Annotated in this window: 23 protein-coding genes; 11 read left to right on the forward strand and 12 right to left on the reverse strand. The window is 36.5% G+C overall.

All coding sequences use genetic code 11. From position 1 onward, the window contains the following. Window positions 1–64: 64 nt before the first annotated feature. From rfbD to DM800_RS12375, 8 genes are all read right to left on the reverse strand, one after another. Window positions 65–919 (reverse strand): dTDP-4-dehydrorhamnose reductase, encoded by an 855-nt coding sequence (gene rfbD, locus DM800_RS12340; protein ID WP_147786908.1) that lies wholly within the window; start codon window positions 917–919, stop codon window positions 65–67. An 11-nt stretch (window positions 920–930) separates the two neighbouring features. Continuing rightward, window positions 931–1902 (reverse strand): dTDP-glucose 4,6-dehydratase, encoded by a 972-nt coding sequence (gene rfbB / locus DM800_RS12345; RefSeq protein WP_147786909.1) that lies wholly within the window; start codon window positions 1900–1902, stop codon window positions 931–933. Between the two features lie 15 nt (window positions 1903–1917). Then, window positions 1918–2463, reverse strand: coding sequence for a dTDP-4-dehydrorhamnose 3,5-epimerase (rfbC, locus tag DM800_RS12350; RefSeq protein WP_147786910.1), 546 nt, complete (start codon window positions 2461–2463; stop codon window positions 1918–1920). A gap of 8 nt (window positions 2464–2471) precedes the next feature. Then, window positions 2472–3209, reverse strand: coding sequence for a sugar phosphate nucleotidyltransferase (locus tag DM800_RS12355; protein ID WP_088062492.1), 738 nt, complete (start codon window positions 3207–3209; stop codon window positions 2472–2474). Window positions 3210–3223: 14 nt separating this feature from the next. Beyond that, window positions 3224–3904 (reverse strand): glycosyltransferase family protein, encoded by a 681-nt coding sequence (locus DM800_RS12360; RefSeq protein ID WP_147786911.1) that lies wholly within the window; start codon window positions 3902–3904, stop codon window positions 3224–3226. Window positions 3905–3916: 12 nt separating this feature from the next. Beyond that, window positions 3917–4603: a glycosyltransferase family protein gene (locus DM800_RS12365; RefSeq protein ID WP_088062488.1), complete on the reverse strand. Its 687-nt coding sequence runs from the start codon at window positions 4601–4603 to the stop codon at window positions 3917–3919. After that, window positions 4600–5289 carry a class I SAM-dependent methyltransferase gene (locus tag DM800_RS12370; protein ID WP_046957029.1) on the reverse strand — a complete coding sequence of 230 codons (690 nt, stop codon included), beginning with the start codon at window positions 5287–5289 and terminating at the stop codon, window positions 4600–4602. Before DM800_RS12370 ends, DM800_RS12365 begins: the two co-directional genes overlap by 4 nt. 140 nt (window positions 5290–5429) lie before the next feature. Then, window positions 5430–6527, reverse strand: a complete 1098-nt coding sequence (locus tag DM800_RS12375; RefSeq protein ID WP_088062484.1) for a glycosyltransferase — start codon at window positions 6525–6527, stop codon at window positions 5430–5432. A gap of 165 nt (window positions 6528–6692) precedes the next feature. On the opposite strand from DM800_RS12375, the gene DM800_RS12380 reads away from it, so the two are divergent. From DM800_RS12380 to DM800_RS12410, 7 genes are all read left to right on the forward strand, one after another. Then, window positions 6693–7544: a BclA C-terminal domain-containing protein gene (locus DM800_RS12380; protein WP_147786912.1), complete on the forward strand. Its 852-nt coding sequence runs from the start codon at window positions 6693–6695 to the stop codon at window positions 7542–7544. A 122-nt stretch (window positions 7545–7666) separates the two neighbouring features. Then, the gene (locus DM800_RS12385; protein WP_088062481.1) at window positions 7667–8512 is read left to right on the forward strand and encodes a TylF/MycF family methyltransferase; all 846 of its coding nucleotides are present in this window, start codon (window positions 7667–7669) and stop codon (window positions 8510–8512) included. A gap of 141 nt (window positions 8513–8653) precedes the next feature. Continuing rightward, window positions 8654–9412 carry a class I SAM-dependent methyltransferase gene (locus DM800_RS12390; RefSeq protein ID WP_088121629.1) on the forward strand — a complete coding sequence of 253 codons (759 nt, stop codon included), beginning with the start codon at window positions 8654–8656 and terminating at the stop codon, window positions 9410–9412. A 6-nt stretch (window positions 9413–9418) separates the two neighbouring features. After that, window positions 9419–10354, forward strand: a complete 936-nt coding sequence (locus tag DM800_RS12395) for a glycosyltransferase family 2 protein (RefSeq protein WP_088608369.1) — start codon at window positions 9419–9421, stop codon at window positions 10352–10354. 146 nt (window positions 10355–10500) lie between these two features. Then, the gene (locus DM800_RS12400) at window positions 10501–11661 is read left to right on the forward strand and encodes an FtsW/RodA/SpoVE family cell cycle protein (RefSeq protein ID WP_147786913.1); all 1161 of its coding nucleotides are present in this window, start codon (window positions 10501–10503) and stop codon (window positions 11659–11661) included. 74 nt (window positions 11662–11735) lie between these two features. After that, window positions 11736–12476, forward strand: a complete 741-nt coding sequence (gene prpE / locus DM800_RS12405) for a bis(5'-nucleosyl)-tetraphosphatase PrpE (RefSeq protein WP_147786914.1) — start codon at window positions 11736–11738, stop codon at window positions 12474–12476. A 155-nt stretch (window positions 12477–12631) separates the two neighbouring features. After that, window positions 12632–14020 (forward strand): peptidase G2 autoproteolytic cleavage domain-containing protein, encoded by a 1389-nt coding sequence (locus DM800_RS12410; protein ID WP_147786915.1) that lies wholly within the window; start codon window positions 12632–12634, stop codon window positions 14018–14020. A gap of 48 nt (window positions 14021–14068) precedes the next feature. Here DM800_RS12410 and DM800_RS12415 read toward each other — a convergent pair whose 3' ends face one another. The 4 genes from DM800_RS12415 to DM800_RS12430 are packed head-to-tail and all read right to left on the reverse strand — an operon-like array spanning window position 14069 to window position 16834. Continuing rightward, window positions 14069–14962 (reverse strand): RluA family pseudouridine synthase, encoded by an 894-nt coding sequence (locus DM800_RS12415; RefSeq protein WP_087984736.1) that lies wholly within the window; start codon window positions 14960–14962, stop codon window positions 14069–14071. Window positions 14963–14977: 15 nt separating this feature from the next. Continuing rightward, a complete protein-coding gene (locus tag DM800_RS12420) occupies window positions 14978–15775 on the reverse strand; it encodes an NAD kinase (protein ID WP_000673190.1) in 798 nt (265 codons plus the stop codon). Between the two features lie 18 nt (window positions 15776–15793). Then, window positions 15794–16432 carry a GTP diphosphokinase gene (gene yjbM / locus DM800_RS12425; RefSeq protein WP_001081480.1) on the reverse strand — a complete coding sequence of 213 codons (639 nt, stop codon included), beginning with the start codon at window positions 16430–16432 and terminating at the stop codon, window positions 15794–15796. 30 nt (window positions 16433–16462) lie between these two features. Next, a complete protein-coding gene (locus DM800_RS12430) occupies window positions 16463–16834 on the reverse strand; it encodes a UPF0738 family protein (RefSeq protein WP_001179996.1) in 372 nt (123 codons plus the stop codon). Window positions 16835–16980: 146 nt separating this feature from the next. Here DM800_RS12430 and DM800_RS12435 point away from each other — a divergent pair, with 146 nt between their 5' ends. The 4 genes from DM800_RS12435 to DM800_RS29170 all read left to right on the forward strand — a co-directional run bounded on the left by DM800_RS12435 (window position 16981) and on the right by DM800_RS29170 (window position 19435). Further along, window positions 16981–17559: a CYTH domain-containing protein gene (locus DM800_RS12435; protein WP_098077730.1), complete on the forward strand. Its 579-nt coding sequence runs from the start codon at window positions 16981–16983 to the stop codon at window positions 17557–17559. Window positions 17560–17739: 180 nt separating this feature from the next. After that, on the forward strand, window positions 17740–18138 hold the full coding sequence (locus DM800_RS12440) for a globin domain-containing protein (RefSeq protein ID WP_000043382.1): 399 nt from the start codon (window positions 17740–17742) through the stop codon (window positions 18136–18138). Beyond that, window positions 18138–19031 (forward strand): ClpXP adapter SpxH family protein, encoded by an 894-nt coding sequence (locus DM800_RS12445; RefSeq protein ID WP_000360672.1) that lies wholly within the window; start codon window positions 18138–18140, stop codon window positions 19029–19031. The genes DM800_RS12440 and DM800_RS12445 overlap by 1 nt, the downstream gene beginning before the upstream one ends. A 230-nt stretch (window positions 19032–19261) precedes the next feature. After that, entirely contained in the window at window positions 19262–19435 is a 174-nt protein-coding gene (locus tag DM800_RS29170; RefSeq protein WP_046957017.1) for a hypothetical protein, read from the forward strand. The last annotated feature ends 67 nt before the right edge of the window (window positions 19436–19502 follow it).

Genomic DNA, 19502 nt, shown 5'->3' on the forward strand with positions numbered 1-19502 from the left:
ACTATAATTATAGTACCATAAAACCTCTTAAAGGCAAACAAAAAAGTCATTAACTTAAATTTTGTTAATGACTTTTTGTTTCTATAAAAAACCGCTCTAATCCTTCTTCCCAAGAAGGCATTTGTGAAAAACCATTTAATCGTAGCATGTTATGTTGGAAAACAGAATATTTCGGTCTAGCTGCCGCCGATCCAAATTCTTCGGTTGAAACAGGTAATACATTCACTTTCATATTTGCATCCGAGAATATTTTTTTGGCAAATTCAAACCAAGAACATGAGCCTCTATTTGATACATGATACGTACCGTATAAAGAAGTGTGAATGAGCTTATTAATCATCACATTTAAATCCGCCACATAAGTAGGAGAACCAATTTGATCCGCTACAACAGATAATTCTGCTCTTTCTTTTCCTAACCGCATCATCGTTTTCACAAAATTGTTTCCATACTTACCATATAACCACGATGTTCGAACGATAAAATATTTATTATGTAACTCTTTGACAAACTGCTCTCCCGCATACTTAGAAGCCCCGTATACATTTATCGGTGATGGATTATGAAACTCATGATAGCCATCTGGTCTGTCACCTTGAAATACATAATCGGTACTAATATAAACTAATTTCGCCCCTACTAATTGTGAAGCAACCGCTACATTTCGAGCTCCTATTGCATTTATTACATAAGCAAGGTCTTGTTCTTTCTCAGCATGATCAACCTTCGTATACGCTGCACAATGAATAATTATATGTGGCCTTATTTCTTGTACCAATTGCTGCATTCGGGATATATTTGTTATATCTAGTAACTTTTTATCAAATGGATATATGTCATATTCTTCAGCATTTAACTCTTCTTGTAGTTGCTTTCCCAATTGACCATTTGCTCCCGTTATGATAATCCGTTCTTTCATTTATATGCCCCTTATTTTTCTTTTAGTGGTTTCCACCATTCTATATGATGTTCATACCATTCCACCGTTTCTTTTAGCCCCTGTTCAAACGTATACTGCGGTTCCCACCCGAGCTCATTCTTCATCTTTTGTGCATCAATCGCATAACGACGATCATGCCCTAAACGGTCTGTAACATACGCAATATCTTCTTTCGTTTTTCCTAAGAGAGATATAATTTGTTCCACAACATCTACATTGGTTTTTTCATTATTTCCACCTATATTATATACTTCTCCTATACGTCCCTTATGCAGAACAACGTCAATCGCACTACAATGATCCGTTACATGTAACCAATCTCTTACATTTAATCCATCGCCATATAACGGTAGTTTTTTTCCTTCCAGCGCATTCGTAACCATTAACGGAATTAACTTTTCAGGATATTGATACGGCCCATAGTTATTGGAGCAACGCGTTACTATAACTGGTAATTGATATGTTTTATAATAAGATAAAGCTATCATGTCGGCGCTCGCCTTGCTTGAAGAGTATGGACTATTTGGAGCTAACGGGGTTTCCTCGGTAAATCGCCCTGTTTTCCCTAAAGAGCCGTACACCTCATCTGTTGATACTTGCACGAGTTTAATATGTGGATATTTTTTTACTAATTCTAATAAGGTGACTGTCCCAATTACATTTGTATCATAAAAAGGGATCGGATTTTCAATACTACGGTCCACATGTGATTCAGCTGCGAAATTGACAATTACTTGCACATCACGTTCCTTAATAACATGCTCCAGCAGCTCTCCATTTTGAATTTCACCTTTTACAAAATAGTAATTCGGATGATCTTGAATAGACTTTACATTATTTAAGTTTCCACTATATGTTAATGCATCGAAATTAATAATTTTATATGTTTCATAGCTTTGTAACATGTAATGAACAAAGTTACTTCCAATAAATCCAGCCCCACCTGTTACTAATATATTCATAAACAACTCTCCTACTCAAAAGCTATCTTCATATTCCTGAAGCAACGGTAATATTCGATCTTTGTCAGACAAAATAGGATTTGTTACCGGCCATGGAATTGCTAATTCTTTATCTTCCCAAAGTACCCCTGAGTCATGATCGGCACTATAATACTCATCTACTTTATACATAACAATAGTATGCGGTACAAGTGTACAAAAACCATGTGCAAATCCTTTTGGCACTAACAATTGCCGATGATTATCCGCGCTTAAAATATATCCTCTCCACTGTTTAAACGTTGGTGAATCTTTTCGCAAATCAACGATAACGTCATAGATTGCTCCTTGCATAGCTTGAATAAGTTTCGTTTGTGCTTTCGGATTTTTTTGAAAGTGTAATCCCCGAATCGTTCCCGCTTCTGCCGAATACGAAACATTATCCTGTACAAATGAATACGTAACTCCCAATGTTTCTAGCACCTTCTTATTATAACTTTCAGTAAAAAAGCCACGCTCATCTCCAAATAACCTCGGTTCTAACAATTTCGCGTCGGTAAAGTTTGTTTCTATAACTTTCATATTCTCACCTATTCTCCGTTAAACTGTTTACCAAAGTTTATATCCCGCGCTAACGTATTCGCCCTTTGAAGAGAAACATGAGTTCCTGCATCAGTCCACCAACCGCTCATTTCATTATAAGTAAGTACCCCTCGTTTTAAATACCAATTATTGATATCTGTAATTTCAAGCTCTCCCCTTGCGGAAGGTTTTAATTCTTTTATATAAGAAAAGACTTTCGGGTCATATAAATAAATTCCTGTGACTGCATAGGAACTTTGCGGCTCTTTCGGCTTTTCTTCAATTTCAATTATTTTACGATTTTGAATATTTGCTACGCCAAATCTCTCAGGATCATCTACAGATTGCAGCAGTACTTTCGCACCTTCTTTTTGATTTGCAAACTCTTCAACATACGGACGAATATCATCCGAAAAAATGTTATCGCCTAATATAACTACCATGCGATCATTCCCAACAAAATCTTCACAAAGCCCTAATGCTTGTGCAATTCCGCCAGCCTTATCTTGCACACGATACGTAAAGGACACGCCAAACTCTTGACCGCTTCCTAAAAAACTAACAACATCTCCCATATGCTCTTTACCTGTAATAATCATAATATCTGTAATCTCACATTGTTTCAGCTTATATACTGCATGATAAATCATTGGGTAACGTCCAACAGGAAGCAAATGTTTATTCGTTACTTTTGTTATTGGATATAGCCTCGATCCAGTACCACCTGCTAAAATAATTCCTTTCACTCTGCATCTCTCCCTTATGATGGAGATAAAATATCTTTATACTGTTCTACAAACACTTTTCGATCTTTCTCATATGTATCCGCATCAAATTCATCTCCGTTATAATGAATACACCATAAATTTGATTGATTTGGGATACCAATTAAATAACCAGCCCTTTGAAACTCTAAAGACTGTGATACATCATAAAAGTGGAACCCTTGAAACAAATCTTCTCGCCACGGAATATCATACTGCGTTGCCATGAATAAGCCATCAATTGCCTGCACCGACATAAAAGATTGCCTTCCATAAAACCCCTGATCTAAATTTAATAATTGATAATTCCGTCTTCTATACTCAATCACTTTCCCTACTAAATTTTTCCCTTCCCACCATATCCCGTTACTCGGTAAAAATTGGGCTCCAGCTACTCCAATTAAGCCGAGCTTTTCATTATCTTTAAAAAGGGAAATAATTGTATAGAACATCTCTCGATTAATAAGATAAGTATCCTGATGTATATAAACCTTATACTTCGCGGGATATGAAAGTGCTCGGTTATATGCGCTTGCCATACTTTTCGCATCTCGTATCGGAAAAATTTGTACGACATAATCAGGGGGAACAAAAAGGTTTCTTATTTGTCTCTCGCATTGTTCAAATAGCTCTTCATTATTTACACAAACAACAACTAATATTGTACGATCCTTCATTTTGTAGCCCCTCTATTCGTCTTGATTTACATCTGACATATAGTTCTCCACAAATATCTTTCTATACTTGTCATAGTTGGTCATATTCACATCAATATGATAGTGAATGCACCACGCATCACGCTGTACAGGAACCCCAACTGTATAGCCAGCTTTTCTAAATTCAAACGACTGAGATACATCATAATAGTCAAACCCATCAAACAAGTCTTCTCGCCAGGGAATATCGTATTGCGTTGCCATCAATAAACCGTCGATACATTCCACAGGCATAAATGTTTTTGACTCATGGTACGGCTGTTCTTGAGTTGCCATATAAAATAAATCGTTCATATAACCAATTACTTTCCCAATAACTCCCTTGCCTTCATTCCATATCCCGTTTGGAGGAACATATTGGGCTCCAATCATTCCAATCATTCCAAGATGTTCATGTTCGTTAAATAATTGAAGTAATCCATATAAAAATGCCACATTCATAATGAAAACATCTTGGTGTATATATACTTTATATTTCGCTGGATGCGAAATCGCTTGATTATATCCGCTCGTCATACTTTTCGCATTCCGAATTGGCATAAATTGTACAGTATACCCTGGAGGCACTGCTAAGCTCAATATATGTCGTACACACTGTGCATACATTTTCCGATCATTTATACATGTAACAAATAATATTGTTTTTTCAGCAGCACTCATAGCTGTGATTTTTCTGCTTCAATAATATACTGAAATACGACCGTCTCAGCCATGAAGCCACTTCCAAGACGATATTTTTTACAAATTCCATATAATTCCTCAATAAGTGGTTCGTACATTTTATGATCAACATATACACGATCTACTTTACTAATCGAATAACCTGCTTTTAAAAACATTCGGAGCATTTCATTAAATGTAAAGAAACGAATATGCGTTTTATCTAATAAACCATATTCTGTATACGTCCAATTTCCAGCAAGTAACGGCGCTAATACTGAAATGTGAGCAACGTTTGGTATACTTGCTAAAATCACACCATTTTCTTTTATATATGGCTTTACTTTTTCTATTACAGCCCACGGATCAAATAAATGCTCTAATACGTCTCCGAATATGACGCAATCAAATTGCTCCTCCTCATAAGGGAGATCTATTTTCTCTATATCCCCTAAAATAACATGATCAAGTCTTTCTTTTGCTTTTTCTGCCGCCTCTGGGAATGCCTCAATTCCGGATACACGTATGCCATTTTCTTTTATAGCTGCTCCCAATGCACCGCCCGAGCAACCAATATCAAGAACTTCTTTCCATTCCTTTTTTATATGCTTTAATAAATTCGGATTCGCTGCATTGTAATAATGCTCGGACTTTTCTTCATATAGAGAACTTTTTTCACGATTCATTTTACACACTCCTTATGCAAATTGAATTTGAAATATAAATCTCATTCACCAAATATTGGTTCCATTACTGATACACTAATATATAACCAATCTATTAGTGTTAGAATAACGATAAATCATTTCTAACAAAACGAAACTTATTACACTTTATATTGTTTATCAAAAACACCCCGAAAATATTTGCGGTTATATTCAATTGCAGCATTATTCGGAACATAAGAAGCTGCTAGTTCATTGTAATAATAAGCTTTATCTTGCTCTCCTAACTTGCTATAACAAATACACATTTGTAAATAGGGAAGCCATGTGTAGCTCGCTGGACTATGAAACGGACTCTCCGTCGCCATTGGTACTTCCGTTGCAAGTTTAAACCAAAATATCGCTTCGTTATATTTTTGTTGTTCCATATATATATATCCTATTCTTGTACAATTCTCTCCTCTAGGAACATCATATCGAAACGACTTCACGCAAGATTCAACTGCTTTCTCCCACATTCCAATCTTTGCATAGCAATCTCCTAACTTACCACATGCATAAATTTTCTCTTCATACCATCCTTCGTCTTGATTAAGAAATGTTTCATATAGTAGAACTGCATCATCATATTTTTGATTATCCATGGATTCATTCGCGTAATAAAATAAATCTCTCGGACTCAATTCTTCTCCAGCTGCTACAGCATCTTGAAAAATTTTCAAATTACGATTTGTTACCTTTTTTTCTTTTTTATGTGTAATAGCAACATTACTACTAAAAGTTTCACCAGAAATAGCTAAATATTCATGAACCTTTCCAAACCATTGAAATTGTTTTTCACGCTTTACAAGTCGATTTCTTTTTGTACAATATAAAGGTTTCCCGTTAGAATCCATTGCAAGATGATACGGCATCGAAACTGCATCCACATTAGGATCTAATTCTCTTTTTAATAGGATCAATGCCTCTTGAGCATCTTCTAATAACACATCATCAGCATCTAGCCATAATATATATTCTTGTGTTGCTTTCGAAAAAGAAAAATTTCTAGCTGCCGCAAAATCATTAATCCATGGAAAGTCATATATGTTGGAAGTATATTGAGCTACAATTTCTTTCGTTCGATCAATGGAACCTGTATCAACTACAATAATTTCATCAACAATTTTTTCTACTGCCTCTAAACATCGACCTATTGTATCTTCCTCATCTCGAACAATCATACATAAACTAATTGTGATTCCTTGCTTGTTCAACATAATCACCCTCTTCCAAATCAATCATATGTTATACATACAATAAACTTTCCACTTTTTTAACTTACACAAGCAGTTTAAGATTTCTTTTCAATAATTCAAATGTCCGTGTCATTTTCTTCCGGTTTTGCATCTACTATATAATGAACGCTTTATGGAGGTGAATTTATGTCAAATAATAATTATTCAGATGGATTGAATCCCGATGAATCTTTATCAGCTAGTGCATTTGACCCTAATCTTGTAGGACCAACATTACCACCAATACCACCGTTTACCCTTCCTACCGGACCAACTGGGCCGACTGGACCGACTGGGCCGACTGGGCCAACTGTACCAACTGGACCGACTGGGCCGACTGGACCGACTGGACCAACTGGACCGACTGGACCGACTGGACCGACTGGACCGACTGGACCGACTGGACCGACTGGACCGACTGGACCGACTGGACCAACTGGAGACACTGGTACTACTGGACCAACTGGGCCAACTGGAGACACTGGTGCTACTGGACCAACTGGGCCAACTGGAGACACTGGCGCGACTGGACCAACTGGTGCTACCGGACCGACTGGACCAACTGGGCCAACTGGACCGACTGGACCATCAGGGCTAGGACTTCCAGCAGGATTATATGCATTTAACTCCGGTGGAATTTCTTTGGATCTTGGACTTAATGCTCCAGTACCATTTAATACTGTTGGATCTCAGTTCGGCACAGCAATTTCTCAATTAGATGCCGATACTTTCGTAATTAGTGAAACTGGATTCTATAAAATCACTGTTATCGTATATACTGCAGCCGTAAGTCTATTAGGAGGACTTACAATCCAAGTAAATGGGGTACCTGTACCTGGTACTGGAACGACTTTAATCTCAGTTGGAGCACCTATCGTTGTTCAAGCAATTACGCAAATTACGACAACTCCATCATTAGTTGAAGTAATTGTTACAGGACTTGGATTATCATTAGCTCTTGGTACGAGTGCATCCATTATTATTGAAAAAATCGCTTAATTTTTTCCTTAGCAGTAAAACTGATATCAGTTTTACTGCTTTTTCATTTGTAAATTCAATCATTAAATCCTTCTTTTCTACATAGTCATAATGTTGTATGACATTCTTCAGGAGGCAATTATATGGAAAATAAATCGGCTGTCCAGCTTTATCTTGAGTTATTAAAGAAAACAATTTTATTTGAAATATGGCTAGAATACGAACCATACTTACCTGCTTCTTTACATATATCTAAAGAACTATCATATGAACCAGTTACGGTTCCACTTCCTTTATTTCTTAAGCAGTATATAGAAAATCACAATTTAAAAATCGTTAATCCTAATGTTTCAAACGATGAGCGTCAAGGTGGCAAGGATTGGCCAAGAGCTGCACACAGTATGGTTGGTCGAAAACGTATGAATCAATTACAAGAGGCGATGGAAACTGTAGTCAGGGAAAATATAGAAGGCGATTTTATTGAAACTGGTGTATGGCGCGGAGGATCATGCATTTTTATGAATGGGTTTTTACAAGCAAACAACATTAAGGATCGTACTGTATGGGTTGCCGATTCGTTTGAAGGTCTGCCCGCACCTAACTTAGAACAATATCCGAAAGATTACGGTGATTATTTGCACACATTCGATTACTTACGAGTTTCTTTAGAAACAGTGCAAGAAAACTTTAGAAAATATGATTTATTAAATGATCAGGTGAAATTTTTAAAGGGTTGGTTTAAAGATACATTGCCTTCAGCACCGGTAGAAAAAATTGCAATTGCTCGCCTTGATGGTGATATGTATGAATCAACGATGGATAGTCTTGTAAATTTATACGATAAAGTTTCAACAGGTGGCTTTATTATTATTGATGATTATGGATTGATAACATGCGCAGAGGCTGTAACAGATTTCAGAAGTGAAAGAAACATAAAAGCTCCTATGACTCAAATTGATGATTTCGGTATTTATTGGCGAAAAGAATAGGATACAATTTTATTTTTTTGAGGGGTTCTATCACACTACTTATTCATAAGGACCTATCATGTAAAGTTCCCCTCACTATAAATGATTAACTTATATATGCAATAAAAATCTCTTACTTTACTACAAGGACGGAGTGAATGTATGAACGAAAATGAGAAAAAAATCACATTAATTCCACCCCCAGAACTCGTTCAATATGTAGGTGGTGACTTTGAAGAAGTTGGAAAAGAGTTTATACAGTATTTTATTGAATTTGGAAATTTAAAATCAAATGAAACAGTGTTAGATATAGGCTGCGGCATCGGCCGAATGGCGGTTCCATTAATGAATTATTTAAGTGATGATGGTACTTATTATGGATTTGACTTATTCAATGCGGGAATTACATGGTGCAAAAACAACATTTCAACACGCCGTAACAATTTCCATTTTGAACATGTCGATATATATAATCAATTCTACAATCCCGAAGGAAAAGAAGATGCTTCCGAATACAAGTTTCCATATGAAGATGAATCATTTGATTTTATTTTTTTAACGTCAGTATTTACCCATCTCCTTCCGAAAGAATTAGAACATTACGTATGCGAGATTGCACGAGTTCTAAAAAAAGATGGGAGATGTTTTATTACTTTCTTTTTAATTAATCCTGAATCTTCCTATTACTTAAACGCAGGACTAAGTACGTTAGGTTTTTATCATCAAATTGACAATTGTTATGTTCTAAATAAAGATATCCCGAACTTCGCAGTTGCCTATCCTGAAGAAGATATTCGTATCCTATTAAATAAGTATGGGCTAGAAGTACAGACTCCCCCTCATTATGGTTCATGGTGTAGCAGAACTAAACACACAAGTTATCAAGATATTATTCTTACACAAAAAACTTCTGAAAGGTAGTTGTATATGAATAATATTAAAAATCCGCCTCTCGTTTCCATCCTTATTCCCACCTATAATCGACCACATTATTTTAAAATTGCTTTAGAAAGTGCATTAGCACAAACGTATTCAAATATTGAAATTATTGTAGGAGACGATAGCACAAATAATGAAACAGAAAAATTAATATACAGACATTATTTACATAAGCATAAACATATAACGTACATTCGAAATGCTTCTACTCTAGGACAATTTCATAACGCCCTTATGCTCTTAGAACAGTCAAATGGAGAGTACATAAATTTCTTAATGGACGATGATATATTTTATAATAATAAAATCGAAAAAATGATGTCTTATTTCCAACAAGACTTAAATAAAAATCTCGCGCTTATCACATCCTATCGCACTTGGATTAATGATAATGGAGATATAATTGAACAACATCCCTCCATGAAAAAATTATATGATGAAGATACTCTACTAAATGGGAAAGCTTTTGGAAACCGTATGCTTATACTGGGACAAAACATTATTGGTGAACCTACGACTGTACTCTTTCGAAAAGATCTATTAGCAGAACCATTCGGCACTTTAAATGGTAGAAAATATGGTTGTAGTGTTGATATGGCCTCTTGGATAAGTTTACTGTCAAAAGGTGATGCAATGTATATAACTGAGCCCTTAAGTTCATTCCGCCTTCATACGGGACAGCAAGTACATTACAAATTCCTTGAAGGCTGTGAAGATTTTTTACATCTCGTTTTAACCTCCAAAAAATATGGTTTCTTACAAGATAGCACCCGTTATAAATCGAGTCTGTTAAAAGCTTGCGAATGGCACGATGATGCTGTGAATTTTTATCAGCTATACCCAAACCTCATTCCAACTTCCGATACACATGCCCGTCTCTCCTATTGTTTAAATATCATTACAAAAGAACTCCGAGAAATATAGTCCATCACACGGTAGGCACTATTCCTTCCGTGTGATGTATGACTTCCCACAAATAGTGGAATAAATGTATGCATAGTCTGCTTGTATATTATTTTTATCATGACATGATCCATATACTTACTAGGCGATAGAAAGGAATACATACATTGAAAGATCCAAATTCTCAATATCAAATAGACTACGTATTACTATTCATCTTATTTGCCATTGGGACTGTTAGTTGCTTTGCAATTGCAAGTGCACAAGCCTCTTTACCACCATTTTTGCAAAATGTAAATTTTGTATTAAAGCAAATCCAATGGTACTTCATTGGATTTATAGCCATCGGTTTTATTATGATTATCGATTTCGATCGTTATCAAAAAATTGCTTGGTATTTATATAGCTTTGCATTGGTACTACTAATTGGACTAGAACTTCAAGTACCAGGTGCCGTTACAATAAAAGGTGCGACCGCTTGGTACAGGCTTCCAGGCATCGGAAATTTCCAGCCTTCTGAAATTATGAAATTGTTTTTAATTATCGTCACCGGACGAATTATAGCAAATCACAATGAGAAATATTTTTTCCGAACAATACACAGCGATTTTTTATTACTTGGAAAAATATGTGCAACAAGTTTGCCACCCCTACTACTTATTGCAAAGGAACCTGATTTAGGAAACACAATGGTAATTTCAGCTATGCTCGCAGCAATGATACTAGTTTCTGGTATACGTTGGCGTTTTATTTTCGGATTAGTTTCTGGTATTTTTGTAGCTGGCGTTACATTAACGTATATTTTTTTTACTCATACAAAATTCTTTAAAGCACACATTTTACAAGAATATCAACTAAATCGCTTCTACGGCTGGTTAGCGCCATACAAATATGATGCGCAAGGCTATCAATTAAGACAAGCTTTCTTAGCTACTGGATCAGGGGAAATGCAAGGAAAAGGTTGGGAAAATGGACAAGTATACTTTCCAGAACCACATACGGATTTTATTTTCACCAATGTCGCTGAGCAATTCGGCTTTTTAGGCGCAAGTGTCATTGTTTCACTTTTTTTCCTACTTATTTTCCGCATGATTCATATCGCTTTAGGAAGTAATGACCCTTTCGGTAGTTACATCTGTGCTGGTACAATCGGAATGTTTACTTTTCAAGTATTTCAAAATATCGGGATGACCATCGGATTACTACCTATTACAGGAATTACATTACCCCTTATGAGCTACGGAGGAAGTTCCTTACTCACATACATGATAGCGATTGGCTTCGTTTTAAACGTTCGCTCAAGAACGAAAATCTTTATGTTTAAATGACGAGCAAAAACAGTATATTTTTATCTCTATCCTTTTTTAGATATACTAATGAAAAATATGGTGGAGGTTTAAATATGAAATTTGACATTATAGGGGATATTCATGGATGCTTTCAAGAGTTTCAAGATTTAACGACGAAACTCGGATACAACTGGAATAGTGACCTGCCGTTTCACCCTGACCAACGTAAGCTTGCTTTTGTTGGTGATATTACAGATCGCGGCCCTCATTCATTACGTATGATTGAAATTGTATGGGAACTTGTCATAAATAAAAAAGTAGCTTATTACGCTCCGGGAAATCACTGTAATAAACTATACCGTTTTTTCCTTGGGCGTAATGTGACAATCGCTCATGGACTCGAAACAACTGTTGCCGAATATGAAGCACTGCCTTCTCATAAACAAAACATTATAAAAGAAAAATTTATCACCCTTTACGAGCAATCCCCTTTATATCACGTACTCGATGAGAAAAGGTTAATTGTATGTCACGCTGGAATTCGGCAAGATTACATAGGAAGACAAGATAAAAAAGTACAAACCTTTGTATTATATGGCGATATTACAGGAGAAAAACATGCTGACGGCTCTCCTGTCCGTCGCGACTGGGCACAAGAATATAAAGGAAAAACTTGGATTGTATATGGACATACACCAGTTAAAGAACCTCGCTTTGTAAATCATACAGTCAATATTGACACTGGAGCTGTATTTGGTGGCAAACTAACCGGACTACGTTATCCTGAGATGGAGACCGTTTCCGTCCCTTCCTCCCTGTCTTTTGTCCCTGAGAAATTTCGCCCAATTTCATAACTATCCTTATTTCAGATACCATTCACAAATTACGAGGATTACCGTATCATTTAGGCGGCTCTCCTATAAAAACTAGGTAAAGTAATTAAAAAAAGATGCAATAAAGTGCATCTTTTTTTAATTACACGGCATATACTGTCGCAGGAGGTGACAGAATGAAGAAAAAATCTTCTAAACAAAAAAGAAAATGCCCGCCTTTTTATCTGCCCATGTACGGAATTAACAACTGGTGCAGCATTCGAGCTGCAGCTTTAGAAGAACCGGACGGACAAGGGGCTTCCCCCAAAAACAAAGCTAAACCAAAATATGTCTCTTTAGAAAATGCTGTAATGAGCCGCATAATCGATAATAGAAAAACAAAGATGCAGCAAAAAAATAAACCTCTCTCTACTCACACTGAACAGGTTGTGCCTTCTGAGCAAACAGAGAAAAATACAGAAGAAGACATCCCTGTAGCAATAAATAAAAAAGCAGAATCAGAAATTCCAGCTGCTATTATAAATCAAGTGAAAAAAATAAGAGAAGCATTAGCACCATCCAATGATATACAAACAGAAAAAACGATCATAATTCAAACTCCTGCACCTGAAAATACAAAAGTAAAAAAAGGGGGACGATATGCACATGCAGAGGGGCTTCACTCTAATGCAGAGGGTACAGCTTCACATGCAGAAGGACTTCTTACACACGCAAAAGCTTCTTTCTCTCATGCGGAAGGATCAAAAACGAAAGCAACTGGACATAGTTCCCATAGTGAAGGAAGTGAAACGACAGCAGGTGGCTCTTATTCTCATGCGGAAGGTAAACATACAATCGCTTTAGGCGAAGCAGCACATGCAGAAGGAACCGCGACTATCGCTAACGGATTCTCTTCTCATGCGGAAGGTAATCATACATCAACAGCTCATTTTGCAGGTAGCCATATTATGGGGCGCTTCGGCACAGCAGAAGAATCTTATTCTTGGTTTATTGCAAACGGCACAAATGAAACCGATCATAATATCGGTGCAAAGTGGCTTGCTCATAATGGGGAAATGTATATTGATGGCGCTTCTTACAATGCAAGTGGAACTGATTTTGCACAAATGTTTGAAACAACAGACAATAATTTTATTGATGTAGGTTATTTCGTTACATTTAGTAGCGAAGAAAAAATTCGGATCGCTACTTCAAACGATTCATTCATTTTAGGAATATCTAGTGCAACCCCCGCCCTTATAGGAAATAGCGGTGCTTTAAGTTGGCAAAAACGCTATAAAACAGATAACTTTGGAAAACGCCAATATGTACGTACGGAATCGCAAGACATACAACCTCTTTTAAATACAGAATGGGATCCAACTTGCAAATATATAGCAAGAAAAGATCGTACCGAGTGGCTTCCTGTCGGATTAATTGGACAAATGTTAGTACGCGATGACGGCACTTGCGAAACGCATGGATATTGTCGTCCAAATAACGATGGCATTGCTACAAAATCCGAAAGTGGCTTTTTCGTTATAAAGCGCACGGGTGAAAATCAAATTTTAATATTATTCCGCTAAGAAAAAAGGGAACAAAATTCTTCGTTACATAAGAATTTTGTTCCCTTTTTAAGTATACCTTAATACCTCTTCCATATCGCTTGGAATCGTTGTAGTGAAAGACATTTCCTTCTCTAAAATAGGATGATAAAACGTCAAAGATGTACTATGAAGTGCTTGACGTTTTATCACATCTCTTCTTCCTCCATATAAATCATCACCAAGTAACGGGTGGCCTATATGAGCCATATGTACACGAATTTGATGCGTTCTTCCGGTCTCAAGCTCAAGTGATACATGCGTCTTATGATTGGCGCTATCCATCACTCTAAAATGAGTAACTGCTCTTTGCCCATTTTCACAAACGGTTCGCTCAATAATGCTATCCGATTTTCGTCCAATCGGTGCATCAATCGTTCCTTCTCGTTCTATCATCTCACCGTGAACAATTGCTTCATATGTTCTTTTCACAGCTTTTTGTTGATGCTGTTTCGATAAAAGATGATGCACGAAACGATTTTTTGCAATAAGCATAAGCCCTGAAGTATCACGATCTAATCTTGTTACGATATGCACCGTACTTGCAAGATGCTGCTTATCATAATGAGATAAGAGCGCATTCGCAACACTACCTGCCGGATGTTCTCTAGACGGAATCGTTGACATGTTCGCCTCTTTGTTTATGACAAGAACCGCATCATCTTCATATACAATACATAAAGGGATATCTTCTTTAATCATCCCTTCACTTCTTTCTTCCACTGGAAAAAAGACACGTAATTCTTCACCAGCTTGCAACTGATGACGAACACTGGCATGTTGATTATTTACTTCAATAGCTCCGCCGCGAAATTTTATATCCGTTAAGGCGGCTTTAGAAATCCCTTTTGTTTTTAAAAATTCTCTAACTAAAGTTCCCTCTTCAGCCGATTCTATATCCCATTTCAATGTAAATCTGTTCAAATATATAAACCCTTTCTATTTATCTGCAACAAACGAGTCACGAACTCGTTTCCAGAACGGGAACGGACGGAAACGAACAAATCGTACTTTCTCGTTTGCAACGCGATACTGGATTGATTTCACATCTTGATGAACCATCGTTAAATGGTCCACCGTAATTTGTAAGTTCATTCCTGCAGCCGGCTTCAACACACATGTATGATGCTTCGGCAATACGAGTGGCGAGCCTACAGTACGAAACACACGGTTATTAATAGATGCCATTTCTGCAATTTGAATCGCTTCAATAGAAGGGTGAATAATCGCTCCGCCAAGCGCCTTATTATACGCAGTACTTCCCGAAGGAGTAGAAATACAAAGGCCATCCCCGCGGAACGTTTCAAAGTACTCTCCGCGTATTTCCACTTCTGTTACTAATGTACCTTCCGCACTTTTAACAGTTGCTTCATTCATCGCCAAATACTGTGACTCTTTACTCCCATTCACATAGCGAATAATCACTTCTAAAAGCGGATATTCCACCACTTGGAATGGTGTTTTAGCAATTGCAATTACTAATTTCTCTACTTCTGTCGGTAACCAATCTGCATAGAAACCTAAATGCCCTGTATGTACACCAACAAATGCTGTTTCATCCAATCGATTATAATAACGATGAAATGCATATAAAAGCGTTCCATCTCCCCCAACAGAAATTACAATATCGGGTTCCTTTTCATCCATTATAAATCCAAAATCTAGCAAGTATTCTTTCATCGTGCTTGCCAGTGTATCTGATGATTGATCTCCCTTTGACATAATTGTAAATTTCATCGCCCAACACCCTTTAGTTTATGATTCGGAATCTTTCGTTTCTTGTTTTCTTGAAAAAGCTTTCTGCGCTTCTTGAATCTCAAGACGAATAGAAGACATTTCTTCATCTAATAAAAACGCCGCTTCCGCTGCGCGTTGCAAGCGTATTTTAATATCTTCAGGAAAACGTCCACTATATTTATAATTTAAAGAATGCTCAATTGTTGCCCAAAAATTCATTGCTAACGTGCGTATTTGGATTTCTACCAATACTTTTTTTTCTCCCTGAATCGTTTGAACGGGGTAACTAATGACAACGTGATAAGAGCGATAGCCGCTATCTTTCTTTTGCGTGACATAATCACGTTCTTCCACGATTTCAAAGTCATTTCGTTTTCGAAGATATTCTACAACAGGCTTAATCTCATCAACAAATTGACACATCATTCGAAGGCCCGCGATGTCTTGCATATCTTCTCTCAGCCGGTCTAACGGTACATTTCTCTTCTCCGCTTTATCAATAATACTAGCAACCGACTTTACCCTTCCTGTTACAAACTCAATTGGAGAATGCTCTGTTAACATTGCAAATTGAGTACGCATTCCTTTTAGTTTCACTTTCAGCTCTGCCACCGCTTGATGGTAAGGTGCTAAAAATTCTTCCCAATTTCGATTCATTTCAACCACCACCAAAATCAATCCATTTGCTTATAGAAATACTTTTTCTACAGCAGTTACTAGTTCTTCTCCGTAATTTGCATTACCTTCAATATTTTCAACTAAATATTCTACTTCTTCTTTTAAATTTTCTAATTCCATTTCAACGTCATTCACACGAACGAACATTACTATATCGTTATTCATCGCTTCATGCATTGCTTCCCAGCATGTGTGCGGAATACTTACATAAATGAAAGATGATTCGTTTTCTAAAATATATAAAAATGATAAATTGTCTGAGTCTACAAGTACGTGATTACGCGCACTTAACTCCTTTACCTCTATTTCATTATTTTCCGCACAAAAAATAAGCGCATTCTCTCTCTTTTCTACGCTCTTAACTTGAATTTTATTTTGCATGCTCTAACTCCTCCATCTCAACTTCCTGTCTTACTTAACAGTATTATTGTATCATAACATGGACGCAAACAAATAAAACATTGAACCAAATTTATGAAAAAGCGATAATGTGTAAAGAATTATTTTTTAAAAGGAGCGCGCATACAATGACACAAGAAATTGAAATTGAATTTAAAAATATTGTTACAGAAGAAGAATTCGATACATTATGTAAATCATTCTCTATTGAGGTATTTACGAAACAGGTGAATCACTACTTTGAAACACCGGGCTTCTCGTTAAAAGAAGCTGGCTCTGCACTTCGTATTCGTCATAAAGGAGAAACTTATACATTAACATTGAAACAACCTGCAGAAATCGGCTTGTTAGAAACGCATCAAGTCGTAACAGAAGACGAAGCAAGAATGATGATGGAAACAAACGTAATCATTCCAGGGGCTGTAATGGATCAACTACACAAATTACAAATTCCTGTTTCCACTTTAACTTATATGGGTAGTTTAACAACTGAAAGAGCCGAAACACTATTTGAAGGCGGAACGCTTGTCTTTGATCATAGTTTCTATTACAATCACGATGATTATGAAATTGAATTTGAAGTGCAAGATGAAGAAACAGGAAAAGCTGCATTTATTCATTTATTAAAACAGCACGACATACCAATCCGTCATACAAATAATAAAGTAAAACGCTTTTTCCTTGCCAAACAAAACAAAGCACGCTAAAGTGAAAATTCCACTAGTGAATACGTTCTACTAGTGGACATATCTCACTTTTTAAAAGGAAAAGATTCTTTTACATTTGAAAAATAAGCAAAGAACGTTATGAAGGCTGTTTATTTGCCCTCTAGAACATTCCATTGCTACAATAGATATACATTTCATGGAAAAAGGAGTTTATAAAGGATGAGCAAGCAACCGATGACACCATTTGAAGCAATTGGCGGTGAACAATGCATTGCAATATTAGTAGACACGTTTTATTCCTATGTCAGTAAACACCCTGACCTATCTCCCATCTTCCCGGATGATTTAACAGAAACCGCTAGGAAGCAGAAACAATTTTTAACGCAATATTTAGGTGGTCCTAATTTGTACACTGAAGAACATGGTCATCCTATGTTAAGAGCACGCCATCTTCCGTTTGAGATTACTCCAAAACGAGCAGAGGCTTGGCTATCATGTATGGAGCAAGCAATGGATGACACAGGAGTGCACGGTCATATAAGAGAGTTCGTTTTTGAACGTTTAGCGTTAACTGCTCAGCATATGGTTAATACTCCAAACGAAACAGGTGAAGTGTAATGGATAAGCAGGAAGCAACGCATATAAATATGCCATCTCCTTCCGCATGTGAGCATAAGTCTGTAGAAGCATATTTATTTATTGATCCACTTTGTAAAGATTGCTGGGAAATTGAGCCCTTTATTATTAAACTATGGCTTGAATACGGGAAATACTTCTCTATTCGTCATATCGTAACAGGAAAAGTGGATGGAACGAACGCTTCCTCACACAAATGGAATAAACCTGCTAATATTCGATTTGTGTGGGAAAAGACAACAAGTTTACAAGGTTTTTCATGTGATGGAAAGGTACATATGCAAGAAGCATCGTCAACACCATATTTAGTTTCGATGGCAATTAAGGCAGCGGAGTTACAGGGCCGAAAAGCAGGTTCGAAGTTTTTGCGAAAACTCCAAGAATACATTTTCCTTGAAAATGTATCAAACCCTGACTGCGAATTATTACTTGCATGTGCAAGAGATAGCGATATTGATGTAGAAGAATTTAAAAAAGACCTACATTCCGCTAGCGCAAAAAAAGCTTTCCAATGTGACTTAAAATTTACAAATGAGATGCACATTACAGAAATACCTTCTCTCGTATTCTTTCATGCGAATTCAGATGAAGAAGGTATTAAAATCGCTGGAACTTATTCCTACGACGTATACGTACAATTATTGAAAGAACTTGTAAAATGTGAAATCGAGCCAGAACCATTACCACCTTTAGAAGTGTTACTAGAAGCAACGCAATTTATATCTTCAAAAGAAGTAGCATTTATATATGACTGCTCGCAGCAAGAGATCGAGCGTGAACTGAAAAAATTACAACTGAAACGAAAAGTACAAATGATTGACGTAAAATGTGAGCGTTATTGGAAATGGATAGCAAAAGAAAAAGACCTGGTGTAAAACACCAGGTCTTCTTCTTTACGGCTTATAAAAATATTAAAGGGGATGGGAGAAATTTTCACGTTCAAACAAAGGGGTATATGTTTGTATGTGAATTCGTTCACGCTTATTATATTACAAGATTCGACGTCAGATGACAACCCCTTTTGTCGAATTTCACACTTTTGTCACATTCTAAACGTTTTCATTTCTGAATAAGCTATAAAAAAGCTATTTTGGAGGTGTTCCGTATGAAAAAAACGTATATTTTACTTATCTTACTAGCTGTCATCGTTTCTTTTTTCTTGTACATCCTCTCTCTACTACAAGCTTTTCCTAAAATTATTGCCTTCCCTCTTTTATTTGGAGTCATTGTCATCGCTCTCTCTTATTTCAACCATAAAAAACGATTTAAAGGGTTTTAACTACAAAAATCACCTGTAAAACTGCCTTCTAATTTAGAAAAAAGAAAGAAATTCACCTTATCCCTTC

Origin of the sequence: Bacillus sp. AY18-3 (genome assembly GCF_008042305.1) — a bacterium.
Taxonomy (GTDB): Bacteria; Bacillota; Bacilli; order Bacillales; family Bacillaceae_G; genus Bacillus_A; species Bacillus_A wiedmannii.